The 25,177-nt window shown below is 61.8% G+C and carries 18 protein-coding genes; 10 read left to right on the forward strand and 8 right to left on the reverse strand.

From position 1 onward, the window contains the following. The first annotated feature begins 12 nt into the window (after window positions 1–12). The 9 genes from FJQ89_RS23795 (at window position 13) to FJQ89_RS23835 (ending at window position 8,775) form a co-directional block, all read left to right on the forward strand. A complete protein-coding gene (locus tag FJQ89_RS23795) occupies window positions 13–438 on the forward strand; it encodes a hypothetical protein (protein WP_243136229.1) in 426 nt (141 codons plus the stop codon). Window positions 439–535: 97 nt separating this feature from the next. Then, window positions 536–1,492, forward strand: coding sequence for a bifunctional helix-turn-helix transcriptional regulator/GNAT family N-acetyltransferase (locus FJQ89_RS23800; RefSeq protein ID WP_141171955.1), 957 nt, complete (start codon window positions 536–538; stop codon window positions 1,490–1,492). 106 nt (window positions 1,493–1,598) lie between these two features. After that, the gene (locus FJQ89_RS23805) at window positions 1,599–2,237 is read left to right on the forward strand and encodes a TetR/AcrR family transcriptional regulator (protein WP_205704526.1); all 639 of its coding nucleotides are present in this window, start codon (window positions 1,599–1,601) and stop codon (window positions 2,235–2,237) included. A 116-nt stretch (window positions 2,238–2,353) separates the two neighbouring features. Then, window positions 2,354–3,148: an alpha/beta fold hydrolase gene (locus FJQ89_RS23810; RefSeq protein WP_141171956.1), complete on the forward strand. Its 795-nt coding sequence runs from the start codon at window positions 2,354–2,356 to the stop codon at window positions 3,146–3,148. Between the two features lie 147 nt (window positions 3,149–3,295). Next, window positions 3,296–5,500, forward strand: a complete 2,205-nt coding sequence (locus FJQ89_RS23815) for a TonB-dependent receptor (protein WP_205704527.1) — start codon at window positions 3,296–3,298, stop codon at window positions 5,498–5,500. Window positions 5,501–5,584: 84 nt separating this feature from the next. Beyond that, complete coding sequence (locus FJQ89_RS23820) at window positions 5,585–6,580, forward strand: extracellular catalytic domain type 1 short-chain-length polyhydroxyalkanoate depolymerase (protein ID WP_141171957.1); 996 nt, start codon at window positions 5,585–5,587, stop codon at window positions 6,578–6,580. A gap of 72 nt (window positions 6,581–6,652) precedes the next feature. After that, window positions 6,653–7,516, forward strand: coding sequence for a hypothetical protein (locus FJQ89_RS23825; RefSeq protein WP_141171958.1), 864 nt, complete (start codon window positions 6,653–6,655; stop codon window positions 7,514–7,516). A 137-nt stretch (window positions 7,517–7,653) separates the two neighbouring features. After that, entirely contained in the window at window positions 7,654–8,301 is a 648-nt protein-coding gene (locus FJQ89_RS23830) for a hypothetical protein (RefSeq protein ID WP_141171959.1), read from the forward strand. 39 nt (window positions 8,302–8,340) lie between these two features. Continuing rightward, a complete protein-coding gene (locus FJQ89_RS23835; RefSeq protein ID WP_141171960.1) occupies window positions 8,341–8,775 on the forward strand; it encodes a DUF695 domain-containing protein in 435 nt (144 codons plus the stop codon). On the opposite strand, the gene bla is transcribed toward FJQ89_RS23835, so the two are convergent. Next, window positions 8,776–9,669: a class A beta-lactamase gene (bla, locus tag FJQ89_RS23840; RefSeq protein WP_141171961.1), complete on the reverse strand. Its 894-nt coding sequence runs from the start codon at window positions 9,667–9,669 to the stop codon at window positions 8,776–8,778. Next, window positions 9,662–12,337, reverse strand: a complete 2,676-nt coding sequence (locus FJQ89_RS23845; RefSeq protein ID WP_141171962.1) for a hybrid sensor histidine kinase/response regulator — start codon at window positions 12,335–12,337, stop codon at window positions 9,662–9,664. Before FJQ89_RS23845 ends, bla begins: the two co-directional genes overlap by 8 nt. 519 nt (window positions 12,338–12,856) lie before the next feature. Here FJQ89_RS23845 and FJQ89_RS23850 point away from each other — a divergent pair. Next, window positions 12,857–15,088 (forward strand): TonB-dependent receptor, encoded by a 2,232-nt coding sequence (locus FJQ89_RS23850; protein WP_141171963.1) that lies wholly within the window; start codon window positions 12,857–12,859, stop codon window positions 15,086–15,088. Between the two features lie 76 nt (window positions 15,089–15,164). Here FJQ89_RS23850 and gluQRS read toward each other — a convergent pair whose 3' ends face one another. The 6 genes from gluQRS to FJQ89_RS23880 all read right to left on the reverse strand — a co-directional run bounded on the left by gluQRS (window position 15,165) and on the right by FJQ89_RS23880 (window position 25,100). Beyond that, entirely contained in the window at window positions 15,165–16,085 is a 921-nt protein-coding gene (gluQRS, locus tag FJQ89_RS23855; protein WP_141171964.1) for a tRNA glutamyl-Q(34) synthetase GluQRS, read from the reverse strand. Between the two features lie 160 nt (window positions 16,086–16,245). Further along, complete coding sequence (locus tag FJQ89_RS23860) at window positions 16,246–16,683, reverse strand: hypothetical protein (protein ID WP_141171965.1); 438 nt, start codon at window positions 16,681–16,683, stop codon at window positions 16,246–16,248. 8 nt (window positions 16,684–16,691) lie between these two features. Then, window positions 16,692–21,662, reverse strand: a complete 4,971-nt coding sequence (locus tag FJQ89_RS23865; protein ID WP_141171966.1) for an RHS repeat-associated core domain-containing protein — start codon at window positions 21,660–21,662, stop codon at window positions 16,692–16,694. Then, entirely contained in the window at window positions 21,652–22,956 is a 1,305-nt protein-coding gene (locus FJQ89_RS23870) for a DUF2169 family type VI secretion system accessory protein (RefSeq protein ID WP_141171967.1), read from the reverse strand. Before FJQ89_RS23870 ends, FJQ89_RS23865 begins: the two co-directional genes overlap by 11 nt. Before the next feature lie 2 nt (window positions 22,957–22,958). Next, window positions 22,959–23,630 carry a bacteriophage T4 gp5 trimerisation domain-containing protein gene (locus FJQ89_RS23875; protein WP_141171968.1) on the reverse strand — a complete coding sequence of 224 codons (672 nt, stop codon included), beginning with the start codon at window positions 23,628–23,630 and terminating at the stop codon, window positions 22,959–22,961. A gap of 30 nt (window positions 23,631–23,660) precedes the next feature. Next, on the reverse strand, window positions 23,661–25,100 hold the full coding sequence (locus tag FJQ89_RS23880; protein ID WP_141171969.1) for a type VI secretion system Vgr family protein: 1,440 nt from the start codon (window positions 25,098–25,100) through the stop codon (window positions 23,661–23,663). Between the last annotated feature and the right edge of the window lie 77 nt (window positions 25,101–25,177).

A 25,177-nucleotide genomic window follows, 5' to 3' on the forward strand; every position in this document is an offset into this window, starting at 1 on the left:
ACAGGAATACACATGATTGCAGGAAATTTCTTCCCTCGCGACTATAAAAATTTTCCTTTCAAGCAAGGAGATCTGCTGCTTTCTCAAGACGAGGGCGGCAAGTTTTCTGTTTCCAAGGTGTTGAAGATAGATACAGTCGAGGTCGGCCGCGGCGAGGCGATTTACCTGGGCGGCAAGGACATCGTGGCAACGGAGGACGATTACCTGTTGATCATCGGCTGTGCGTACGGCGAATACGAGTTTGACACGGCCGAGGAGGCGCAGGCTGCGGCGCACGAGGGCAGCTGGACGGTCAGGATAGGCCACGCTCCGAATCGCAGTCCGGGCGCGGCGGCGGGGCAGTCATTGATTGGCCATGAACCCGTTCATGAAAGCGAGCTGGAGGGCTACCGTCTGTGGAAGGAAGCGTTTGATGCGGGCGAGGCTGGCGTGTTCTGACTCCGACGTGGCCTGTTGTGTGGCGGATACTTCCTCTTGACCAAGGAAACTGGTTTGCGTTAGGGTATACGTAACTACTTACATATATTCCGATCTCATGTCCTCCAACCTGCAAACCTATGGTTCCCTGATGCTGGCCAGCCGCCTGCGCCGTCTTTCCGATCAACTGTATGCCGGTGTCGATACCAGCTATCTGGCGGCCGGCGTCGAACTGACGTCGCGCTGTTTCCCCCTGTTATTGCTGCTGCGTGACAACGGTCCCACGGCGATCACGGCCCTGGCCGCGCAGATCGGGCAGACGCATCCGGTGGTGGTGCAACTGGGGCGCAAGCTGCTCGACGCTGGCGTGGTGGTGGAGCTGCCGGACGCCAAGGATGAGCGGCGCCGCCTGCTGGCGCTGTCCGACGCGGGGCGCGCTTTGCTGCGCACCATGGCGCCCCTGTGGGATGACGTGCGCGCAGCCGTCGATACGGTATTCGAACACGGTACGCCGCAATTGATGGCCAGCCTCGACCGCGCGGAAGCGCGCTTGCAATCGCAAGGTTTCGGCGAGATGATCGCCGCCTGCCGGCGCCAGCGCGAGCGGGCTGCCGTGGAAATCATCGACTACGCCGCGCCCTACGCGGCCGATTTCAAGCGCCTGAATATTGCATGGCTGGAACGCTATTTCTATGTCGAGGCGCTGGACGACATGGTGCTGTCCGATCCGCAACGTTCGATTCTCGACGCTGGCGGGCAGATTTTCCTGGCGCGCCTGGACGGCAAGATCGTCGGCACCTGCGCCCTGATCCGCGCCGGCGAGGCCAGCATCGAGCTGTCGAAGATGGCCGTCACGCCCGAGTGCCAGGGCCTGGGCATCGCGCGCCGGCTGATCGAACGGGCCTTCGACGCCTTCGAGGCCAGCGGCGCGCAACTGTTGTTCCTGGAATCGAACAGCAAGCTGGCGCCCGCCATCCGTCTGTATGAAAGCAGCGGCTTTGCCCACGTGGCGCGGCCCGCTGGCGACGCGCATTACCAGCGCGCCGACGTCTACATGGAGTGGCAGGGCAGGTAGCACACGCCAGGGCGCCACGCGGCGCTCCCCATCGGCCGTCTCCCGCGTTACAATACGCGCACCCATAACGGAACTCAGGTTCCACTATTCGAGACGCCGACGCCGCATGCCTTCCTTCCCGATGCCCTTCCCGCAGATGATCGTTCCACCGGAGCCCACCCAGGCGCGCAGCAAGCAGGCGTTCGAGCGTCTGCTGCTGGTAGGCGAACAGTTGCTGGCGGAAAACCGTTTCGATGAAATCGGCGTGGCCGACCTTGCCAGGCTGGCGGAAACATCTGTCGGTACTTTTTACCGTTTATTAGGCGACAAGGACACCTTGAGCCGCTTGCTGCTGCAGCGCTTTTTTTCCGACATGGTGGAAAAGGTCGAGACCCTGACGGAGTTGCGCCAGTGGGAAGGGCGCAGCCTGGAAGACTTCATCCGCGCCATGGTGGCCATGTTCGTGGCCGTGAATGGCGGGCGCAGCGGCGTCTTGCGGGCCTTGATCACGCGCGCGTCGCAGGATGCGCAATTTCGCGACAGGGTGCACCAGATCAATCATCTGATTTCGCAACGCACGGTCGCCGTGCTGGCCAGCAAGTCGTCCAGCATCCGCCACCCGAATCCCACGCAGGCGATGATGGTGGTGCCGCCCGTGCTGCTGGGTATCCTGAACCAGCATACCCTGACGGGTTCGCTTTCCTTTTTGTCGGGCGCGGCACTGGAAGATGAACTGGTGCGTGTTGCTTTAAATTACCTGACTTAAGATATTTATCGATTTAACTTGAAATCGGAATTCGGATTCCGTATTATGTTTTCCAACAGCAGGAAAACATATTCCTGCACCTGAACACAAAGCATGTTCAACAGCAAGGAGACAGAATGCGGCGTCACACGACATCCGATGTTCCATTGCATTACCTCGACCTGGGCAAGGGGCAGGGCGATCCCGTGTTTTTGTTGCACGGCCTCGGTTCCTGCGCCGAAGACTGGCGCCCGCAAATTGACGCGCTCGGCAGCAGCTATCGCCTGATCGTGCCCGATATGCGCGGTCATGGCGCCAGTCCGGCGCCAGACGGCGACTGGCAGATCGGCGACTTCGCCAACGACCTCTTCAACCTGATGGACCAGCTCGACGTGCCGCGTGCGCACATCGTCGGCTTTTCCCTGGGCGGCATGGTGGGCCTGGAAATGGCCAACCGCGCCCCCGGCCGGGTAGCCAGTTTGTGCCTGATCAACTCGCAACCGTTTCAGGGCAGCAAGCCGGCGTCTTTGCTGTTTGCCTACTGGCTGCGCCGCACGGTGATCGCTACCTTCGGCCTGAAATCCATGGGCAAGATCATCGGCAAGAAACTGTTTCCCGATCCATCCCAGCAAGCGCTGGTCGGGCGCTTCGCCACGCAGATGGCAGGCATGGACAAGCGCGCCTATCTGGCCGCGCTGGACGCCATTTTCCACTGGGATATCGAACTTCACTTCCAGGCCCTGGCCATGCCCGTCTTCATCATGGCGGCCGACCAGGATTACACGCCCGTCGCCAGCAAGCGGGCCTTTGCCGCACAGTTTCAGCAGTGCGAGATCGAGATCATCGCGAACTCGCGCCATGCCACGCCCCTGGACCAGGCGCAGCGTGTGAATACCTTGTTGCAGTCCTTCCTCGCCACACATTCAAAATAAACAGGCCACTCGCCGCACGGGCAGGGGCCGGGAAACAGTCATCGCAGGGCAGGTGCACGCTTTTTGCGCGCGGGTACCGTTACGTCTTGCGATCCTGGAATCCGGCCGTCTTCCCTGGTGGTAAGCAAGCCTGACATTGGAGACGCTATGAAACTTGCTTTGAAATTAATGCCCGCCGCCCTTGCCGTTGCCGGTGCCTTTGCCACCCAGGCCCAGGCGCAGGAAGCCACTCCCGCTGCTGCCAGCACGGCCCAGGAAGCCAGCGATGCGAAAGAACGCATGGAAACCGTGACGGTTTCTGCCCGCCGCCGCGAAGAGCGGCTGCAGGACGTGCCGCTGGCCGTCACGGCGTTTTCCGCCAAGGCCCTGGAACGGGCGAATATCCAGAACCTGGCCGACTTGCAGGAGCGCGTGCCGAACCTGACCGTGTACGCCTCGCGCGGCACGAATACCACGCTGACGGCCTTCATTCGCGGCGTGGGCCAGGCCGACCCCGTCTGGGGCGTGGATCCGGGCGTGGGCATTTATTTTGATGACGTCTACATGGCCCGTCCGCAAGGCGCGCTGCTCGACGTGTTCGACGTGCAGCGCATCGAAGTACTGCGCGGCCCGCAAGGCACCCTGTACGGCAAGAACACCATCGGCGGCGCCATCAAGTACATTTCGCGCCCCCTGGCGAAGGAAAACGGCGCCTCGGCGGAAGTGGGCATTGGCAATTACAACCAGCGCAACTTCAAGGCGGCCTTCAACCTGGCCAACGAGAATGGCACCTGGCGCGCGCGCCTGGCGGCCGCCAAGCTGGACCGCGATGGCTTCGGCCGCAACACATTTAATGGCGAACAGGTAAGCGACCAGGACAGCACGGCAGCGCGCCTGTCCGTCGGCTACTTTTCGCAGGACATCCCCCTCACCGTCGTGCTGAGCCTGGACGCCACGGATGACAAGTCGGGCGTGCGCGGCTTCCAGCGCATGGGCGTGAGCGCCTTCGACCCGCTCAAGCGTCCCGCCAGCATGGATGCGTATGACATCCAGAGCGGCATGCCGGGCAACAACTTCACGCACAACCGGGGCGGTTCGCTGGTGGCCAACTACACGCTGTCGAACGAGTGGTCCGTGAAAGTGATCGGCGCCAAGCGGCGCAGCACGTCCGAGCAAACCATCGACTTCGACGGCTTGCCGCAACCGATTGCCGACGTGTTTGGCGATTCGCGCGACGAACAGAAAAGCCTGGAATTGCAGGCGTCATATAGCGGCGACTACGGCGCCGGCGTGATCGGCCTGTACCGCTTCGAAGGCACGGCCGGCGGCGGCATCTACAACAACTTCCTGGGGCGCCAGTTCACGGCCGCTGTCAGCACGGTAGAGACGGACAGCACGGCGCTGTACACGGACTGGACCTGGCCGCTGGGCAGGGTGTGGAGCATCAATGCGGGCTTGCGCCACACGCGCGAGGAAAAGCGCGCCATCGTGCTCAACCGCGCCTTTGCCGACGTGGGCTTCACGCGGCCCATCCAGACGGCGGCCGACTTCGACAAGTCCTTGTCGGTCAGCAATACCTCGCCGAAAATCTCCGTGCGCTATGAAGCGTCGAAGACGACGAATTTCTACAGCAACCTGTCGCGCGGTTTCAAGTCGGGCGGCTACAACGTGCGCGCCAACAACCTGGTGGTGCCCGATTCCGCGCGCCCCTACAAGGATGAAAAACTCGACGCGCTGGAAGTGGGCATGAAATACGCGGCACCCGACGACACGTTTGACGCCAACGTGGCCCTGTTCTACAACCGCTACAAGGATATTCAGTTGTCCGTGTTTACCAGCTATGTGCAGCCGGGCGGCGTGCCGGGCTTCTATGGCGACTTCACGAATGCGGGCAAGGCGACGGTGAAAGGCGCGGAATTCGAATTCTCGTGGCGGCCGAACCGCCAGTGGGAAGTCAACGGCTTCCTCGCCTTGCTCGATGCCAACTATGACGAGTTCATGAGCGGCGGCAAGAACATTGCGGATACGCAAAAGTTCAGCAATACGCCAGCGCGGCAAGTGGGCTTGAATGTGACGCGCACGGACCGCGACGTCTTCGGCGGCGCCCTGCGCAGCATGGTCGGCTACGGCTATCGCAGCAAGGTCTACCCGACCACGGACTTGAGCGAAACCCTGGCGCAAGGCGGCTACAGCATCTGGACGGCTGGTGTCGTGTGGGAAGCGCCGAAGAACTGGACCTTCAGCCTGCACGGCAGCAACCTGGGCAACAAGCGCTACCGCACGGATGGCTACAACATTCCCGCCGTCTTCATCCTCGACGGTTTCTATGGCCCGCCGCGCCAGATCATCGCCAAGGCGGGCTACAAATTTTAAGGGGGGGTAGAAGTGCCGGCTTGACGGGCGTCAAGCCGGGTCGTTGTCGCTGTTTTCGTCGTGAATAATAATCAGGAGACTGGCATGGCACATCTGCATCAGCAACTGCGTCACTTCTTATCCGCAATCATCGCCGCCTGCGGCTTGCTGGCCGCGCTGCCGGCGGCCGCTGGCCAGTGGGACTTCGGCCTGTACGCGAGCCTGTGGGGCACGCGCGAATACCAGGTCTGGCTACCGAGCAATTACAATCCGAACACGCCGCTGCCCGTGGTGCTGATGTTGCACGGCTGCGGTTCCGAACCCAACAGCATGGCCGCCGTCAGCCGCTACAACCAGCTGGCCGACAGCGAGAATTTCATCGTCGTCTATCCGCGCCAGAACGCCACGGCCAACCCCATGCGCTGCTGGAATTTCATGTTGCCGCTGAATCAGGAGCGGGGTACGGGCGAGCCGGCCGTGCTGATGGGTATCTTGAACAAGGTCAAGAACAAGTATGCGGTACAGGACAGCCGCGTGTACGTGACGGGCATCTCGGCAGGCGGCGCCATGGCTTCCATCATGGCCGCCTGCTATTCGGACGTGTTCGCTGCCGTGATGGTGCATTCGGGCGGCATGTACAAGGGCGCCATCGGCATGCTCACGGCCGCCGATTCGCTGTTCAACGGTAGTTCCTTCGACCCGAAAGTGCGCGGCAAGGATGCCTGGCGCTGCTCCGGTTCGCCGCGCCGCCTGATGCCGACGATGGTGTTCCACGGCACTTCCGACATCGTCGTCAACCCCGTCAACGGCGAGCAAACCATCGAGCAATTCCTGCAGACCAGCGATGTTGGCGACGATGGCCTCGACAATGACAGCGTGCGCTACCGTGCCGACAGCATCGTGCGCCAGACGGTGCCGTACGGCCGCAGCTATTCCATCGACACGTATCTGCACAACGGCGCCGTCATCGCGCAAAAGTACACGGTCGAGGGCATGAATCACGCGTGGAGCGGCGGTCCTCCCGGCTGGCCCTTCAGCGATGAGCTGGGCCCGGACGCCACCGTGATCAGCTGGAATTTCTTCAAGCATTACCAGCGTTGATGGCGTGAGGAACTGCGGCTTGTACAATGGGGCGCAGCGATTGCGCCCCACTTTATGCCTGTGAAAGATCCCATGCCTGCTTGCCGCCTGTTGTCCTGTCTTGCCCTTGCATTGCTGTCCGCCTGCTCCAGTGTCGGCCCGTCTGCGCCATCGACGGCCGACGTGCAGGCGTTCGAGCGTGCCGCCCAGCAAGACAGCATGCGCAGCGAATGCGACTGGAGCGTGCGCTATGCGCCCGTCGCACCGAAGGACGCCAGCGTGGCGCAACTGCAGGCGATCGCCACGGCGCGCCTGGGGGCCTTGCAACTGCTGCCCGCCTGGACCCTGTCCATGCCCGACAGCGCGGCGCGCGCCTTTACAGAGTCGGAGCAAGACCGCGCCGGGCTGCAATTGTTGCTCAGCATCGTACTGCCCGCCATGGAGCGCTACCCGGTCGGCGTCTTCGCGCGCACGGGCTTGCGCCACGTCGTCCTTGTCAAGGATCTGAGCGTGGACGGCCAGCGCCGCCTGGCCATGCCGGCGCCGGAAATCGACAGCGTCGTCTACGCCGACAACCTGCTGGCCGCCCTGTGTCCATCCGGCATGGAGCTGCGCGTGCACCACGAGTATTACCACTTCATCGAATACCGCCTGTTCAACGATTTCTACTACCGTGACCCCGCCTGGCTGGCCCTGAACCCGCCCGGCACAGCCTACGGCCAGGGCGGCGCCACGGCCTACGGCAAGGGCTTCCAGAACCTGGGCCACCCGCAGCCTGGCCTCGTCAGCCTGTACGCCGCTTACGGTCCCGAGGAAGACAAGGCGGAAGTGTTCGGGTGGATGATGACGCCGGCGTACGCGCTGCGGCTGGAGCAGTGGAGCTTGACGGACGCAGCGCTGGCTGCAAAGCGGCACGTCTTGCGGCAAGTACTGGACAGCAAGACAACTTCTGACTAAAGATCAAGCTGGTTTCTCCAACTGGCGCACGTCCTGACGCCCGCTCCTCCCTGTATTTCCTGGTAACTATATAATCTGCGCTTGGGCGATCCCCGCCCCTGAACGTCGATTGAAGGAATGCCATGCCAGGATATTTCATGCGCTCTGTAGCGCTCTTTACCGTATCGGCCGTGTGCATCTCAGCCAGCGCCGCCGAGGTGGTGGCAGTGGATGCGCAGCAGCGCGCGTCCTTGCTGGAATTTTATGCGCAGCAATATCCGGGCGAGCCCGCTGCGCGCACCGTGTTCGAGAGCGTGCCCGTGGTAGGCGGCCGTGGTAGCGAAGTGGTGGGCAGCGTGGAAACGTCGCCGTATCGCGGTCATGGTGCGCTGTGCCGTACGCAGCGCACCAAGTTCGTGCTGCACGGCGAGGGCAAGCAGGCGCGCTGGCAGGAGGCGGGCATGGAGTATTACGCCTGGCTCGACCGTGGCACTTGCCGCGCGGTGGCTGAACCCGTGCGCATGCTGCAACGGATACCCGATGTGGAGCTGGAAGGCGTGTTGCTGTACCAGAAGCCGCTGCTGGAGCGGGCGCGATTATTGATGGCGGGTAACACGGCCTGCGCGCCGCTGCGTGCGCTGAAGTTTACGCTGGCGGCCGTCGACGTGGGCGCCGCCGCACCGCGCGCCGAAGAGCGCTATGCGCTGGTGTTCAAGAGCGACCGCGACAGCTACGCCCGCGTCTGGCTGCGCAAGAGCGGCGCCCAGTATGACGCCTGGAATGTGACTTGCCCACCAGTGCTGTAAGCTGCGCCTCCTCGATTTATTTTTTTGACTGTTGCAACCATGAACGAAAATTCCACTTCCGCCCGCAGCTGGGGCACCATCGTCACGCATAGCGACGAGATGGCCATCATCTACCGCTATGTCGACACCTTCCATGACGACTGGGACCTGTCGTCGCAGCCGGACCGCATCATCATCGCCTGGCGCTACGAAGATGAAACAGGCATGCCCGCGCCGAACGAGCGCGAGCACATGGAAGAGCTGGAAGCGGCGCTGGCGCCCGTGGTGGAAGAGGGCGGCTTCGCCACGCTGGCGCTGGTGTCGACCGGTGAAAACTTGCGCGAATGGATTTATTACACGCAGTCGGGCGAAGAGTTTTTCAACCGCCTCAACACAGCGCTGGCATCGCGTCCGAAATTCCCGATTGAAATCCGCAGCGCGGCCGACCCCGCCTGGTCGACTTACGCGGGCTTTATGGCTTCCCTGCCGAAGTAATTACGCCAATGCGGCCACCACGATGCGCGTGGCGGCCGTGATGATGTCCTGGTTCGTGTCCGCTTTTTTCTGTTCGCGCGTGTAGTACACGGCGATGACCAGCGGCGCGCCGCTGGGCGGGTAGGCCACGCCAATATCGTTGACGCTGCCATGCGCGCCCGAGCCCGTTTTATCCGCCACCTGCCAGCCGGCCGGTACGCCGGCGCGGATGCGCTTGTCGCCCGTCGTGTTGCCGCGCATCCAGGCGTCCAGCTGCTGGCGCTGCGGCGCCGGCAAGCTATTTCCCAACAATAATTGCTGCAAGCTGTGCGCCATCGACGCGGGGCTGGCCGTGTCGCGCACTTCGCCGGGGATGGCGCTATTGAGTTCCGTTTCCCAGCGTTCCAGCTGGAATACCGTATTGCCGATGCTGCGCGCAAATGCCGTCACGGCTTGCGGCCCGCCTAATAATGTCATCAAGAAATTGGCTGCGCTATTGTCGCTGTACTGCAAGGCGGCGGCGCACAGGTCGGCCACGCTCATGCCGTCGGCCAGATGCTTTTCCGTGATGGGTGAATACGTGACCAGTTCCTTTTTCTCGTAACGCACGTGCTGATCCAGCAATCCCGGCTGGCTGACGCTGCGGGCCAGCACGGCGCCTGCCAGCATCGCCTTGAAGGTGCTGGCCAGGGGGAAACGTTCGTCGGCGCGATAGGTAACGCGCAGCTCGCTGCCCTGGCGCCAGGCGGCAACGCCGAGGCGCCCGCCAGCGGCCTGTTCCAGCGCGGCCAGTTGTGTATGGGCGGCGGCGATGCCGGTGGCGGGTGCGGCAAACAGCAGCGGTGCCGGGCACAGCAGGGCGGCGCCACTGGCCAGCAGGAGGTGGCGGCGGATGTGGTTCGGGGATTCAGTCATGGTTTGTCGGTGTTTTAGGTGTGGAAAGGGTGGCCAGCAATTCGCCGATGGCGAGCAGGTTGGCCGGTTTGGTCAGATGGTGGTCGAAGCCGGCCGCGCTCGATTGGCTGCGGTCGTTTTCGGCGCCCCAGCCCGTCAATGCGACGAGCACGACGTTGGCGCCGGCCGGTATCCGGCGCAGCGCGCGCGCCACCTCGTAGCCGTTCATGCCGGGCAAGCCGATGTCGAGGAAGATAACGTCTGGCAAGAATTGCGGCGCCATGGCCAGCGCCTGCGCGCCATCGTGGGCCACTTGCGTGGCATGGCCCATCATGTCGAGCACGGCGGCGAGGGTATCGGCCGCATCGATATTGTCGTCGACCACCAGCACGCGGAAGTGGGGGCCGCTGGCGCCGTGGACCGGCGCGGCCGGTGCGGCGGGCGCTTTCGTTTCCGCCAGCAGCAGGGGCAGGCGCACGCTGAAGGTGCTGCCCAGGCCGGTGCCGGGACTGGCCGCCGTGGCGCTGCCGCCATGCAGCTCGGCCAGGCGCCGCACCAGCGACAGGCCGATGCCCAGACCGCCCTGCGCGCGGCCCATGTTCTGTCCCACCTGGGTAAACATGTCGAAGATGGTGGCGATCGACTCGGCGGGGATGCCCACGCCGCTATCGCTGACCTCGATCAAGGCCTCGTTGCCATCGCGTACCGCGCGCAAGCTGATATGGCCACCGGCGGGCGTGTACTTGGCGGCATTGTTGAGCAAATTGCCCAGTACTTGCGCCAGCCGCGTGGGGTCGGCATCGAGCTGCAGCGGGTCTTCAGCGAGTTGCATCTGGAACTGGTGGTGGCCCGCTTCGATCAGTGGCATGCTCGTTTCCACGGCGCTGGCGATGATGGTTTTCAAGTCCGCGCGTTCCAGCCTGAGTTCGATCTTGCCCCGCGTGATGCGGGCCACGTCCAGCAAATCATTGACCAGGTGCACCATCTGATTGACTTGCCGCTCCATCACGTCGCGCACGCGCGCCATGGTGGCGGGCTTGTCGGCAGCCAGGCGCATGATCTGCAAGCCGTTGCGGATGGGCGCGAGCGGGTTGCGCAGTTCGTGCGCCAGGGTGGCCAGGAATTCCGTCTTGCGCCGGTCCATCTCGGACAGGTTGTCGGCCAGCTGGCGCAATTGCTGCTCCGAACGCTTGCGCTCGCTGATGTCGCTGAACAGCACCGTCAGCAGGCGGCTGCCGGGGCCGCCCAGGCGCGCGGCGAAGACTTCGAACCAGCGCTCCATGGCCACGGCTTCGTTTTCATAGCGCACGGGTTCGCCCGTCTTGACGACCTGGTCGTACAGGTCGAACCAGTGCTGGTCGTGCTCGGGCACGAAGCTGCGGATGGTCTTGCCGATGGCATTGTCCAGACCCGACTGCTTGACGAAGGCGGCGTTGCCTTCCAGGTAGCGGAAATCGATGGGGCGGCCTTGCTCGTCGTACAGCATTTCGATAACGCAAAAGGCCTGGTCCATCAGCTCGATCAGGGTGCGGTAGCGTTCCTCGCTGCGGCGCAGCGCATCTTCCACCTGTTTCTGGCGCGTGATGTCGAGCAGGACGCCGGGAAATTGCAAGGGTGTGCCATCGGGTGCGTATTCCGCGCGGCCCCGCGCAATGACCGAGCGGTACTGGCCCTCGCCGGCGCCGATGCGGTAGCTGGCCTCGAATGGCGTGTGCGCGTGCACCGCCTGGCTTATCTGCGCGCTGACTTGCTCGCGCTCATCGGGATGGATGAGGTCCAGGTAGCGTGCCAGCGGTGCCGCCTTGGCCGCTTCTGCATTGACGGAGAACAAGCGCGCCATATTGCTGTCGGCCGTGACCCGGTCGGCCACGATGTCCCAGTTCCAGGTGGCCACTTCACCGGCCTCCAGGGTCAGGCGCAGGGTTTCTTCGTTCTGCTTGCTGGTCGTCAAGTCGAGCGAGATGCCGGACAGGGCGATCACGTTGCCGGCGCCGTCGCTGGTGCAGGTGCCGCGCATGTGCGCCCAGTGCAGCGATCCATCGGGCCAGCGCACGCGGATGTCGATCTCGAAATCGCTGGCGCTGGCGATGGCGGCATGCACCACCGTTTGCCAGTGCTGCAGTTCGCCGTCGAGCATGGCACCGGTCAGCTGCGCGTAGTCGATGTGGCTGGCAGGTGGCAGGCCCAGATTGGCCTTGAACGCGTCGGAGCCGGCCATGCTGCCGCTGCCCAGATCGATCTCCCACGTGCCCATGCGGCCGCCCTGCATGGCCAGGCGCAGTCGCTGTTCCGTCTGCCGTTGCTGCGTCACGTCGCAATGCGAACCCAGCCATTCAACGATGCTGCCGTCGGGTGCCAGCACAGGCAGCATGCGCACGACCATATTGCGGTAGGTGCCGCTGACGTGGCGCAGCCGGTATTCCGCTTCGAACACGCTCGTCAGGTGCGACGGCATGACGTAAGGCAAGTTGCGGTCGTCCGGATGCAAGGCATTGAGCCAGCCGCGGCCCAGCAGTTCGGCTTCGGTCTGGCCCGTGAAGGCGCGCCAGGAGGGCTGGTCGGCATCGAACTGGCCGAAGGTTTTCGTGCTCCAGACGATGTCGCAATGGGCGCGCAGCAGTAAATGGGCGGCCTGGGCGGCGGCGATGGAGGACGGGACGGCGTTGCTGGGCTGGCTCGGTTCTGGCATGGAGGCGATCGACGATGGTGCGGGGTACCGCCGCCGCACTGGGATGGGGCGGCATGGCAGCTCAATTCTGGCGATATTACAACTATTTTTACCCTCAGGGTTGTCTTGCAGGACGCCAATTCTGCTTTCTGCAGGCCATGAGAAAAAGGCGCGCCGTGCAGCAAATCATCGGGTGAAACAGCCACGCATTGGCGCTGTTGTGGCTGAATAACCACTAGTCAGCCCTTTATGTTGATGAATGAATATTTTACATAACAATATTCTTGCAGCGCATAAGGCGCTTGAATTAAATTGGCGCCTTACTTAAAAGTTGGTGTTCATCAGACATCCCAGAGATGCGGCCGCCACCGCTGTCAGCTTGGACGACAGCCAGGGCAGAGCCAGTGACGCCAGGAGCGGAGAAACATCCGCTCGCGCTGCTGCACCATGACGGTGCAGAGAACGCCAGCGCCGTACATAAGCCGGAGACAGGTTGGAAGACAGATTTCGCAATTCTTTTTTAAACTTCTGGGAAACAACATGACCAAGATGTCCAAGATGCACCAGCGTTTGTGCGCCAAAAGCGCCGCCATGCTGGCACTGTCCGCTGCCTTGCCTATCGGCTCGGCGTATGCTGATGAAGTCGCTGCTGATACGACCCCTGCCGCCAGCCAGCTGGAAACCGTGACCGTGACGGCGCAGCGCCGCAAGGAAAATATTCGCGACGTGCCCGTTTCCGTATCGCTGTTGCGCGACGAGAAGCTCGACGTGCTGGTATCCGGCGGACAAGATATTCGCGTGCTGGCCGGCAAAGTGCCTAGCCTGAACGTGGAATCGTCGAATGGCCGCACCTTTCCCCGCTTCTACATCCGCGGCTACGGCAATACGGACTTCAATACGTTTGCATCGCAACCTGTTTCCCTGATCTACGACGATGTCGTGCAAGAAAATCCCATTTTGAAGGGTTTCCCGATTTTTGACGTGGCCGGCGTGGAAGTGTTGCGCGGCCCGCAAGGTACCCTGTTCGGCCGTAACACGCCGGCCGGCGTGGTGAAATTCGAATCGGCCAAGCCCAAGCTGGAGAAGGTCGAAGGCTATTACAACGTCTCCGCCGCCACGCACAACACGACCAATTTCGATGGCGCCGTCAACGTGCCACTGAGCAAAGAATGGGCCATGCGTGTCTCGACCCTGCGCCAGCACCGCGACAATTATGTCGACAACACGTTTACGGGCAAGAAAGATGCGCTGGACGGCTACAACGAACACGCCGAGCGCGTGCAACTGCTGTACGCACCGAACACCACGTTCAACGCCCTGTTCAATGTGCATCAGCGCACCACGACCGGCAGCGCGCGCCTGTTCTTCGCCAATGCAATCAAGAAGGGCACGAATGACCTGGTCGATGGTTTCGACCCGCAAAAATCGTACACCAATGGCCAGAACTTCCAGCGCCTGCGTACCAGCGGCGCCAGCGCCCGCCTGAGCTGGGACCTGGACAGCGTCAAGCTGTTCTCGATCACCGGCTATGAAAAGGTCAACAATTACCTGAGCCATGGCGACATCGACGGCGGCGTACCTGGCCCTTCGAATAATTTGCCATTCCAGGTGGAGACGGCTGGCGGCATCAGCGGCGTCACCCAGTACAGCCAGGAATTCCGCGTCGAATCGAAAAACGCCGGTCCTTTGAACTGGCAGTCGGGCCTGTATTTCTTCGATGAAGATGCCAACGGTTTCACCGACAACTTCAATAGCGACACGGGCGCACTGACCTCGCACGTGGCCAGCCATCAGAAAAACAAGGCCTGGGCCGCCTTCGGTTCCGTCAACTACGCCGTCAACGAAGATTTCATGTTGCGCGGCGGCTTGCGCTATACCAAGGACAAGAAGGATTTCAACACGGTCGAAGCGGACCGCGTGAAGCAAATCTCCCCCACCAGCGCCGATGTCAGCAAGGGCAAGGTCAACTGGGACTTGAGCGGTACCTATAAATACAACAAGGACGTGAACTTCTACGCCCGCATCGCCACCGGCTTCCGCGCGCCGAGTATCGCGCCAGCTGGCGACAAGGTGCCTGTCACCATCGCTGATGCGGAAACCATCCTGTCCTACGAGGCCGGCATCAAGGCTGACTTGTTCAACCGCCGCGCCCGCGTCGCCTTCAGCATTTACGATTACGAGATCAAGAACCAGCAACTGACCGTGGTCGGCGGCAGCTCGAACGTCAACCGCCTGATCAATGCTGCCAAGACCAGCGGCCGTGGCGTTGAGCTGGACCTGGAAGGCTTCGTGACGCCTAGCCTGAAAATGTCCCTGGGTGGCAGCTACAACTTCACCCAGATCAATGACGCTGGCCTGGCCGTCAGCAAATGCGGTTTTGCGTCCTGCACCATTCTTGATCCGATCAATGCCGCCGGCAACGTCGTTATCAACGGCAATCCGCTGCCACAGGCGCCAAAATGGATCGTCACGGCCACCGGCCGCTATTCGATCCCGCTGGAAAACGGCGAACTGTTCCTGTTCACGGACTGGGCATACCGCAGCAAGATCAACTTCTTCCTGTACGAAGCGGCCGAATACACGGGCAAATCGTTGCTGGAAGGCGGCTTGCGCGTAGGCTACATCTGGGATGCTGGCAAGTATGAAGTGGCCGCTTTTGGCCGCAACATCACCGATACCCGCCGCATCACGGGCGCCATCGACTTCAACAACCGCACTGGCTTCATCAATGAGCCACGTCAGTTTGGTGTGCAATTCAAGGGCAACTTCTAATTGCCTGATACCAGGCGCCGGCCCTTGCGGCCAGCGCCTGCTTCAACCCGCCCGGCTTGCGCCGCGGCGGGTTTTTTTATGTGCGCTCGGGAAGGCGCGCCAGCCGCTGCGCCCAGGCAGGAATGGCTTGCCGCCAGAAATCTTCCACGTCGTCGGCGCGCACGTCGAGACCGAGGAAGCGGGCGGCCGGCAGCAGCGCCGACGCCAGCAGTTCGCCGGCATGCGTGCCCGTATCGAAGGCGATGGCGCCCGTCTGCTTCGACAGTTTCTCGCCGCTGGCATTGTTGACCACAGGCACGTGCAGAAAGCCCGGATGCGGCAAGCCCAGCACATCCTGCAGATACAGCTGGCGCGGCGTCGAATCGAGCAAATCCGCCCCGCGCACCACCTGCGTGATGCCCTGCACGCCATCGTCAACCACCACGGCCAGCTGGTACGCCCAGTAACCATCGCCGCGCAGCACGACGAAGTCGCCCACCTCGCCAGCCAGGTCCTGCCGCTGCGGACCATGCCAGCGGTCGGCAAAGCCATACACGGCTTGCGGCCCCTCTGGCACGCGCAACCGCAAGGCCCGCGCCGCCTTGCCCGGCGCCAGACCGTGGCGGCAGGTGCCCGGATACACGGCGGCCCCGCCTTTGGGTACACCTGCCTGCAACACCGAATCGTGGATCTCCTTGCGCGAACAGCCGCACGCATACACGAGCCCATCGTCCTGCAAGCGCGTCAGCGCCGCCTGGTACAGCGGCAGCCTGCGGCTCTGCCACGTCGCCTCGCCATCCCACGTCATGCCGCAGCGCTGCAAGGTGGCCAGGATCGCCATATCGGCGCCCTCGACATTGCGGTCATAGTCCAGGTCCTCGATGCGCAGCAGCCACGTGCCGCGATGCACCTTCGCATCGAGATAACTGGCCATGGCGGCTACGAGCGAGCCCATGTGCAGGGGACCGGAGGGAGAGGGGGCGAAGCGGCCGATGTAGGGAGGGATCGTTAAGGTCATGCGAAATTTTTTTACGATAATCTGATGTGCGGGTGCCGCAGTGTTGGGTGGTATGTCCTAAGACTGCAAGAGAAAGTATCGTTTAGAGTGAAAAACAAGTCAAATTTTGAGCTTGATTTTATGAATATTTTGTTCTTGAAGTAGCCTTTTAAATTGTCTTTCATGAGTACTGATATCGATAGTTACAAATAATTGATGTCGTAAGGTTGTGAGGATCATAAAATGCATCTACCTCACCCCATGACCCAGATTGTGGAAGAGTAATTTGAAAGTTTTCAAAAAACCAGTTCCTCATAATTTTCGTATATTTCCCTTCTGGTTTTGATTGAATTTCATTAATGTTATTTTCTGGTCCAAAGTCCCAGAATTTTATGGGGCCATCATTTTTTTCAAAAAAGACAATTAAAATTAAAGTCTCTCTTGGATTTTTTTCATTTTTCAATGTTGTTTTGTAGGATATTACCTCATCATCTCTTGTTATCCAGTCTTTCCATATTTGTTTTTTTGACTGTGAAAGTAGGTCATGTCGTTTCATACCTTTAAATACGGATATGTATTTCCCGGCATTAAGGGATCCATCAGAAGTATGCATTTTCATAATATATGTCATTTCAATTTTATTTTTGTACCAATTTTTATAACTTTGGTTTTGAAATCAGACAAGAAGAATTGTTGGCCGCCACCATTGCCAAAAATAGTAGCATCTTGAGCCATTGCAACGCTTGTTGCTACACACGTATCTTTTTTAACTCTATAAGCCTGTACGTCTGGACGATAGCCAAATTTTCTATGCGGTAATACTTGCAATAATTCGCCTAGCTTTGACTTGCTTCCCGATGCTTTTTTTAATGTATCTTCGTCAAAATAAAATCCCGATTGCCCTGGAACTCCTCCGTAAATAACGGTATTTGCTTTTAAGATGGTATTTTTCCAATTGTCTCTGCCTTTGTATTCACCATGTCCTTGCCATTGGCTTGCCCAAGCTGCTGGATTTTTTCCAATACATGGATCGCAATTTGTATTTTTATTGCATTTTTTTGATAGTCCTAGTGGGTCGACCCAACCAGTTGGATTTGTGGCATATCGATAGCAATTCAATCCTCCCAGTAATCTGATGGGATCTTGCGTCAGGTAACGTCCTGGCTCTGGGTCATAGTACCGGTAGCGATTGTAAAACAGCCCCGTTTCCCCATCCTCATACTGCCCCTGAAACCGTAGCGGCTGTTCGATTTCTCCCTCAGTGTGCAGCAAGCGCCCCCAAGCCTTGTAGAGCGCGCTCCAGACCACGTTTCCTTGCGCATCCGTCAGCTCGCGCGGCGTGCCCAGGTGGTCGCAGTGGTATTGGGTGATGCGGTCGTGTGTTGCCGCGTCATCGGCTGCCGCTTGGATACCTTGCCATGCCGATACCTGCAGCGTTTCGGTGTCCGCCTGTTCTTGCGCAATCGCTGCCTGCAGTTCGGCGTCGTGGCGGGTGGCCGGTAAATCCCATTGCGCGACGCGCGGCAGGTGGACCGTGCTGGCCTGGCGACAGGCTGGCGAAGCGATCCTTGCCAGCGGTACGAAGCTGTCCGGCTCGTACAGGTATGTGATCGTGTCTTCTTGCCCAAGTTCCTGTGCCAGCGTGTCGCCATCCCAGACGAAGAAGGTGGTGGTGGCGTTCGTGCGGGCGGGCTGGTCTTTGGTGATGTCTTGCTGCTTGCTCCAGCGTGCTTCGTCTACCCGCTTGGCGATGCGGCGGCTGAAGGCGTCATAGAAATAGTGTGCGCGGTGGCGTGACTGGCGTTCCGTCCTGGTGGCGTGGCTGAGGCGGTTTTCGGCGTCATATTGCAGTTCCAGGTCGCTCCAGGTCGACTCCCTGCCCGGCGGATGGAAGCGCTTGCTGGTGGCATTGCCTTGTTCGTCGTAATCGTATTCGGTATCGCCATAGCTGTTCAGGACGTTACCAGGCGCGGGAGCCTTGTCGAGCAGATTGCCTGCCGGATCGAAGGCGAAGTGTTCGGCCAGGCCCGGTTGCACGGCGGCCAGCAACTGGCCGACGGGGTCGTAGGTATAGCTGAGTTTGCCAAGCGGGCCGGCAGTGGTGGTGCCTGTTTGAAAAATGGTGCTCAGGTTGCCTTGCGCATCGTATTCGAAGCGGCGTTCGCGCACGGGGGCGGGCGCATTGGGGCCGCGCGCCAGGGTCATTTGCGTGAGCCGCGATTGCGGGTCGTACTGGCGCGTGGCGAGCAAACCGCTGTTGCCCAGCTGCCGCTGCTTTTCGCGGTGCAGCTTGTCGCGCTCGACATCGACCACGGCCTTGCCTTGCCACAGCACGCCATGCCAGTGGCCGGAACCGTAGCGCAAGGTGTCGATGCGGCGTCCGTTCGGCAAGACCGTCTGGATGCGGTTGCCCAGCTCATCATAGGCGTGCGTCATGACAAAGCTGGCATCCGGCATGCGCGGGGCGTTGGGCAGCCTGCCGGCGTCGGGCAGGAATTGCAGAAAATATGCGCTGCGCTCTTCGGTCAGCTGGCCCAGCGCATCGTGGAAGAAACGCTGTTCGGCTTGCGGCGCGGATACGGCCGTCAGGCGGCCCAGCGCATCGTAGGTGTAGCGCACCACGCCGTCCGCCGTGGTCTTGACGGATAACAAACCGAGCGCGTCGCGCAGCAGCTGCGTGCGCCGGTTGCCGCACTCGGTGGCGGTGAGGTTGCCGGCCCGGTCATAGCTGTATTGCGTGCGCTTGCCGTCGAAGCCCGTTTCCGACGTCAGCCAGCCTTCCGCGTGATACGCGAGCCGGTAGCTTTCGCCCTTGGCGTTGATCAATTCCGTCAGTTGCAGTGCGGCATCGTAGCGGTACTGCACCGTCTGGCCGACGGCGTCCGTGCGCTCCACGGGCAAGCCCTGGCCGTTGTAGCGGTAGCGCGTCTGCTGGCCGGCGCCATCCACGTGCGAGACCAGATTGCCGTCTGCATCGTAGGCGTAGTGTTCCCGTGTTTTGTCTGGTGCGATGAGCCCGGTCAGGCGGCCGAGGCCATCGTACTCATAGCTGCTGACGTGGCCCATGGCATCGCGTGCCGCCGTCAACCTTCCCTGCCTGTCGTAGCTGTATTCACTGCTGTGGCCGGAACAGTCCGTGTAGCTGGTAAGCAAGCCCTGGCGGTTGTACTGGAAATGCTTGCTGCCGCCCCTGGCGTCGATCAGTTCCACCAGCTGGCCGCGCTGGTCGTAGCGGTAGCGCGTGACGTGGCCCAGCGCATCCGTGATGCTGACGGGACGACCTGCCGCATCGTATTCGCGGCGTGCGGTGTTGCCCAGCGCATCCGTGAAGGAGACGGGCTGGTTCTTGCCGTCGTAGCCGATGCTGCTGCTGTTGCCCTTGGCATCGGTGCTGCGGGTCAGGTTGCCGGATGCATCGTAGGTGTAGCGCGTGGCGGCGCCGTTGGCGTCGATATCGGCCAGCAGCATGCCATCGCGGTCCCACTCGCGCCGGCCCAGCGAGGCGGCCTTGCCGTCGATGACGCGGCGCACTTCGGTGACCAGCAAGTTGGCGTCGAATGTGTATTCGAGGACGCCGCCGTTTTCCGTGACGCGGCTGGTGTCGTTGTCCACGTAATCGATGCGCGTATGCTCGCTGCCATCGTGCGCCCGCGTGACGATGGCGCGCGCCTGGTAGCTATTAGCCAAGTTGACGGGATGGCGCTGCGCCAGTTCCGGTTCGCTCAATGGGGAACCGCTCCAGCGGGCGCGCAGCGCGTCCAGGCTGATCCATTCCAGCTCGTAACTAAAACCCGTGTAGCTGCTGCACGACGTGAGCAGGTGGTGACGATAGCTGTAGCGGCGCGTGTCGCCCAGGGCATTCGACTGGTTGACCAGGTTGTGGCGGGGCGCGAAGGGCGGCTGGGCATCGTCCGTTTCGCTGGCATAGTCGTAGCGGACATGGCAGAGTCGGCTGCCGTCGGGTAATACCTCGTCGATTCTCTCGATGTGGATGGCCTTTTCCGACTCCCCGCGCATGGCTTCGAGCACGCTGCCGTCATCGCTGCGCAGGCGCAGCAGCACTTCGCCCGGTTTTGCCTCCATGAAACGGTCGATGCTGATGCCGCGTCCATCGCGCCCCTCGCTGCGCACGAGCGCAAAACGCTGCGTGGCAATCGGCGTCGACGGGGCCAGCATGGCGTTCACGCCGTCGTAGCCGTGTGGTAGCCAGCCGTCTTCAGCGCGCGCGTAGCGGTCGATGCTGCCGTCGCGCCATAGCACGGTAAAGGTGTCGGCGCCGTCGCGCGTGAGCGTAAAACCTTCCTTGCGGCTGTCGTGTTGCTGGCCCGGTTCCAGGCCAGGCAGGCGCAGGGCGCGGCCGCTGTCATCGTGCAACACGATGCCGGCTTCGCACAGCGACAGGCTGGTGGTGTAGGGCGTGGACCAGCGCGCGCCCAGCAAGCCCCAGTCTTCGCATTCGGCGCCGGAGCGATAGCAGCGCGTCCAGGCGATGGGGATGCTGCGTTCGAGCGCGAAATCCGTCTGGTACAGGATTTCCTGGCCCGTGCCGAAATGCACGGGCTTGCGGCCCTTGACGGGTTTTTTGGCCGGGCCGCTATCCTTGGGGCAGCAGTCGGAGGGGGCTTCCGATTTCGGTTCCTTCTTGCCCCGGCTCTTGCCGTCGTCACCGCCATTTTTTGGGGGAGGTTTGTCGAGTTTTGGGGGCGGCTTGTCCGGTTTCTTGCCGACCAGCTTGTCCTTGACCTTGTTGATGGTCGGCGCCGTTTTTTTGCCGAGAAACTTGCTCAGTATTTTTCCGCCGGGAATCTTGCTGAACACTGCCGTTTGCAATAATGTGCCTGCCGCATTCATGACGATGTCTGAGGCGGTATTGAGCAAATCTGGTGTCTTGCCTGTCAATATGTAGTCCGTCGCCTGGTCGAGCACCGTGGCCGATGCTTCCATTGCCGTGCCTGTCGTAACGGTCGCCGTGCCGGCAACTGCGCCGGTTGCTGCCGCTGTTTCCATCGCGGCAGCTGCCGGCAGGCCAACGCCAGTTGCCGCAACGCCCACTCCGGCGACTCCCAGCACGGCGCTGCCTGTCAGGACGGTGCCACCCGCATCCACGAGGTCTTCGGCAGCGCCATGCATGCTCTTCGAACCATGCTCCTTGTAGTCTTGTGCCGTTTCCCGTATCGCCGCCTTCAGGTCCTTGAGCACGGGCTTGGCCGCCTCCGCGCCCCGCTCGTAAATCTTGCCCACGGTATTGCGCGAATTCATCCATACTTCGCGCCCCATCTGCACCAGGCTGGCGCCGTTGGCGCGGTGGATGGGGCTGGCGACCTTGGTGTCGACCTGCTTGCCGACGGTGCCGCTCTTGACGCCGCCCGCCTTGCCGGCCGCGTCGCCCTTGACGGTGGGAATGGTGCTGCGCTGGTGCAGGATGACGGGTTCGCTGTGCGACTTGACGTTGGGCGAAGCGTTCTGTGCTTCCGAGAATTCACCGATGATGCTGTAGGGAATAGGCGGCGTGCTGGAGCCGACGGGCGTCTTGCAAATGTCGGGGCTGAGGCTGACGCAATAGAAGCGCGAGGCTTTGGTGACGGTTTCATTTGTCATTGTTTTGACCTTGCCTGGCCGCCTTGCCCAGTGCTTCCTGCGCCTGTTCCAGCAGTTCGATGCGTGCGATCTGCGCCGGCTCCATCGCGTGCAGCAGGCGCGACGCGACCTGGCCCGCGTCGGCCGGCACGAGGGCGCGCCAGACCAGCTCCACGGTGCTCGCTTGCGGGTCGATCAGCACCGTATCGATGGCCAGGCGCCAGACGAGCAACTGGTCGTTCTTGTCTGCCAGCAGCAGGCACAGCACCTGTTGCGGCAGGCCGAAACGCAGCACCGTGTTGCCGCGCGGGTCGATGCGGGCCGAGCGATGGTCGTGGCGGCACAGATTGGTCAAGGTGAATTGCTCCAGTCCCGCCAGGTGCGGACATTGCTGGTCGGGCGGCGTGCTGTTCCAGTAGGCGAAATCGAAGTCTTCCGGCAGGGTAGGGACTTCATCGGCATCCCATTTGTCCTTGACCACGATGCTGCCTGCCAGCGCGCGGCGCGGCAGCCAGCCACGGCCGATAACGGCCAGCCCCGCCGGCGCGGGCAGTTCCTTGCCGCCGGCGCCATGCCAGAACTGGGTGGCCGTGCATGGCAGAGATACATCCAGGATGCGCGGTGCGGGCACCTCGTCGATCTGTTTCGCATCCAGGTACCAGTGCCGCGCAAAGCCCCGTCCCAGCGGATTGGCCTGGCAGGAATCGTGCGCCGCCGCGTTGCAGTCATCGGCTTCGATGCGGCGTTGGCCGCCATACGCGTAGGCGTAGTGCAGCGGCAATTGCAGGAACGCTTCCGGTGCGGATAGCTGCCACGGATTGGGCCGCAGCAAGCCCACGGTGGCGATGCGGGCGCAGCCCTGCGCCAGGCGGGTGAGGACGGCTTTCTTGCGGAAGGCGCGCTCGCCACACACTTGCAAGGTCTTGTCGATCAGGGTCTTCTTTTCTGACCGCACCTTCAGGTTGACGAGAAATTGCGGCATCGCCTGCCCGCGCGGCGCGTGCGCCACGCCATTGACGATCACGTCACAGCGCGGTTTATAGGGCGCGAAGTCGCTTTCCTGTACCGTACCCGCCTGCGTGTCGCCGTCCAGGTGCCGGTCTTGCGTAGCCAGCGGCGACTGACGCACCATGGGCAGCAGGCTGGCCAGGCCGTCCGCGCCGCAGGGGCCCAAGGTGTAGCCCATGCGTGCCACCACCACATGAAAGGCCTCGCCAAACTGGTCGACCATGTCGAACTGGCTGGCCGCGTGCGGCGTGCGGTTGTCGAAGAGCAGGTTGGGGATGTTGAAATGGGCTGTGCCGGCGTCGTTCATCGTCAGCCCGGGTTGTTGTCGATGTCGTCGCCATGGATCTGCACCTTCGACCTGCCGCGGATGATGATTTCATCGGCAACGAGTTCGATGCGTCCCGGCGTGATGGTGATGCTGGACGTGCCAATAGTCATCGTGTGCGAATCGGTGGCCGTGAGCGTGCTGTCGGCGCCGACGATGACGCTTTTCGTCAGGCCGACTTGCTCGGCCTGCGCCAGCACCACGGTGGTGTTCATGGCGCCGATGACGGTGGTCTGGTAGGCTGCGCCGATGGTCAGCACCTTGGCCAGGCCGATCGTTTCGTCCTTGGCCAGGGTCACCCGTTCCGAACGGTGGCCGTCGATCTGCACCTGCTCGTTGCCGCCCACGTGTTCGCGGCGGTTGTCGCCGATGTCGATGTGTTCGTCGTGGTCGACGCGCTCACGGCGGTTGTTGTGCACGGTGATGTCTTCATCGTGGTCCACCGTTTCCGTGCGGTCGCGCTTGACGTGCACCGTTTCATCGCGGTCGATGGTTTTGCGCCGGTCGTTGCCGACCCAGTGCGATTCGTCGTGCTCGACTTCGATGCGCTGGTCTTTTTCCGCATGCAGCCATAGCTCTTCCGCATCCTTGCGGTCTTCGAAGCGCAAGGCGTTGGCGTGCGCTGCGGAACCTTTTTTTGACGAGCGGCTCAGCATGCCGCTTTGCGTCTTGTTGGCCGGTAGCTCCTATGGCGGCATATTGCGCGCGTTGTAGACGCAGCCGATGATGATGGGCATGGCGACGTTACCGTCGAGAAATTGCACGGCCACTTCCATGCCCACCCGGGGCAGGCTGATGTGGCCGAAATTCGGGCCGGCCCAGTTCGATATCACGCGTATCCACGGCGAACTTTTGTCGTCGAAGGTGCCGAGGCGGTCCCAGTGGAATTGCACTTTGACTCTTCCGTAACCGTCCGTATGGATCTCCTCGCCGGGCGGCCCGACGACGGTCGCCGTCTGCACGCCGTAGATCTTCGGTTCGCGGCTATGAAAATTGCGGCCTGGGCGCCAGGGGATGGCGCGGGGGATGCACGTAAATGTGTTGCTGTAGTGCGAGGTGGCGCCGTGCCCTTGCTGATAGTTATTGCTGGCGTAGTGGTGCACGGACAGGATCAGGTATTCGCCAGCTGCGCTGTCGAAATGCCCGTCCAGGGTGAACCAGCGTCCCGGCTGCGCCGTGCGGTCATTGCCCTGCGCCTCGAACAGCTGGCCCTGGGCATCAACCTCTTCCATGCGGCGCTGGGCCAGGGCTTCGCCATCGTCGATGTTTTTAAAACCGTAGCTGCCCGTGTTTTCATACACTTCCAGGGACGGCACGGCGCCTTGCCGGTTCAGCGAGTCGCGGCTGGCGCGGGCGCTGCGCGGATTCTTGAAGTTGAAACTGGCCACCGTCATCTGGGCCGGGGTCATGCGCCGCACCGTGCGCCATTGATGTACGCCATCGTCTTCCAGGGATCCGGCCTGGTGCTGGAAGGGCATGGCGCTCGACTCTCCATCGATGGACTTGCCGGTAGTGCTGTCGTCGTCCAGCCACAAGGTGTGGCCGTCAAGGCGGTGTTCGTAGCGGTAGTGCCAGCCCAGCTGTTCCCAATGGCGGTGCAGCAGGTTGTGGTCGCTCTCGTTGTGCTGGCACGTGTAGGTGATGGCGGGGTCCAGGCCGCTGGCGGCCAGCTTGTAGTCGCGCATCAGGTAGTCATCGAAGACCTTGTCCGTCAGCGCCGCCACCGTCAGGCCGTGGAAGGCGACATTGTTTTTCCGCAAGTGCAGATGCGACAGCCATGGCTCCAGCACCATTTCATAAAAGGCGAAGCCGCCGTCCGTGCGCAGGAAGCGGAACTCGAACACGTAACCATTAAAGTAGCGCAAGGTACCGTCTTCGCGCACCAGTTCGACGGTCACCATCTTGCCCATCACCTTGTCGAGCGCGATGGCGGCGTCGTCGGACAGCACTTCCACCACATGGGAAAAATCGCGCGACAGGCTTTCGCTGGCGTCCAGGCTGTTGGCCAGGAACTGGATGCCGGCGGGGCCGTCGCCATGCGGAAAGTGCAGGCGCAGCAGGCGCTGGCCCTGCATGTCGCCCGTTAATGCCGTCCATGCCGCTGTCGTATCGGGGAACTGGCTCATCGCGCATCGCTTCACGGTAGGAATCGTTGACCGACTGTAGCAATAGCGAACACGGGCGTTTTGCGCCGCCGCAAGCT

Origin of the sequence: Janthinobacterium tructae, from assembly GCF_006517255.1 — a bacterium.
Classification (GTDB): Bacteria; Pseudomonadota; Gammaproteobacteria; order Burkholderiales; family Burkholderiaceae_D; genus Janthinobacterium; species Janthinobacterium tructae.

What these genes read in the sequence shown, in the direction of transcription:
- FJQ89_RS23795 (WP_243136229.1), top strand. Translation starts at nt 13, where the DNA reads ATGATTGCAGGAAATTTCTTCCCTCGCGACTATAAAAATTTTCCTTTC.
- FJQ89_RS23800 (WP_141171955.1), top strand. Translation starts at nt 536, where the DNA reads ATGTCCTCCAACCTGCAAACCTATGGTTCCCTGATGCTGGCCAGCCGC.
- FJQ89_RS23805 (WP_205704526.1), top strand. Translation starts at nt 1,599, where the DNA reads ATGCCTTCCTTCCCGATGCCCTTCCCGCAGATGATCGTTCCACCGGAG.
- FJQ89_RS23810 (WP_141171956.1), top strand. Translation starts at nt 2,354, where the DNA reads ATGCGGCGTCACACGACATCCGATGTTCCATTGCATTACCTCGACCTG.
- FJQ89_RS23815 (WP_205704527.1), top strand. Translation starts at nt 3,296, where the DNA reads ATGAAACTTGCTTTGAAATTAATGCCCGCCGCCCTTGCCGTTGCCGGT.
- FJQ89_RS23820 (WP_141171957.1), top strand. Translation starts at nt 5,585, where the DNA reads ATGGCACATCTGCATCAGCAACTGCGTCACTTCTTATCCGCAATCATC.
- FJQ89_RS23825 (WP_141171958.1), top strand. Translation starts at nt 6,653, where the DNA reads ATGCCTGCTTGCCGCCTGTTGTCCTGTCTTGCCCTTGCATTGCTGTCC.
- FJQ89_RS23830 (WP_141171959.1), top strand. Translation starts at nt 7,654, where the DNA reads ATGCGCTCTGTAGCGCTCTTTACCGTATCGGCCGTGTGCATCTCAGCC.
- FJQ89_RS23835 (WP_141171960.1), top strand. Translation starts at nt 8,341, where the DNA reads ATGAACGAAAATTCCACTTCCGCCCGCAGCTGGGGCACCATCGTCACG.
- bla (WP_141171961.1), bottom strand. Translation starts at nt 9,669, where the DNA reads ATGACTGAATCCCCGAACCACATCCGCCGCCACCTCCTGCTGGCCAGT.
- FJQ89_RS23845 (WP_141171962.1), bottom strand. Translation starts at nt 12,337, where the DNA reads ATGCCAGAACCGAGCCAGCCCAGCAACGCCGTCCCGTCCTCCATCGCC.
- FJQ89_RS23850 (WP_141171963.1), top strand. Translation starts at nt 12,857, where the DNA reads ATGACCAAGATGTCCAAGATGCACCAGCGTTTGTGCGCCAAAAGCGCC.
- gluQRS (WP_141171964.1), bottom strand. Translation starts at nt 16,085, where the DNA reads ATGACCTTAACGATCCCTCCCTACATCGGCCGCTTCGCCCCCTCTCCC.
- FJQ89_RS23860 (WP_141171965.1), bottom strand. Translation starts at nt 16,683, where the DNA reads ATGAAAATGCATACTTCTGATGGATCCCTTAATGCCGGGAAATACATA.
- FJQ89_RS23865 (WP_141171966.1), bottom strand. Translation starts at nt 21,662, where the DNA reads ATGACAAATGAAACCGTCACCAAAGCCTCGCGCTTCTATTGCGTCAGC.
- FJQ89_RS23870 (WP_141171967.1), bottom strand. Translation starts at nt 22,956, where the DNA reads ATGAACGACGCCGGCACAGCCCATTTCAACATCCCCAACCTGCTCTTC.
- FJQ89_RS23875 (WP_141171968.1), bottom strand. Translation starts at nt 23,630, where the DNA reads ATGCTGAGCCGCTCGTCAAAAAAAGGTTCCGCAGCGCACGCCAACGCC.
- FJQ89_RS23880 (WP_141171969.1), bottom strand. Translation starts at nt 25,100, where the DNA reads ATGAGCCAGTTCCCCGATACGACAGCGGCATGGACGGCATTAACGGGC.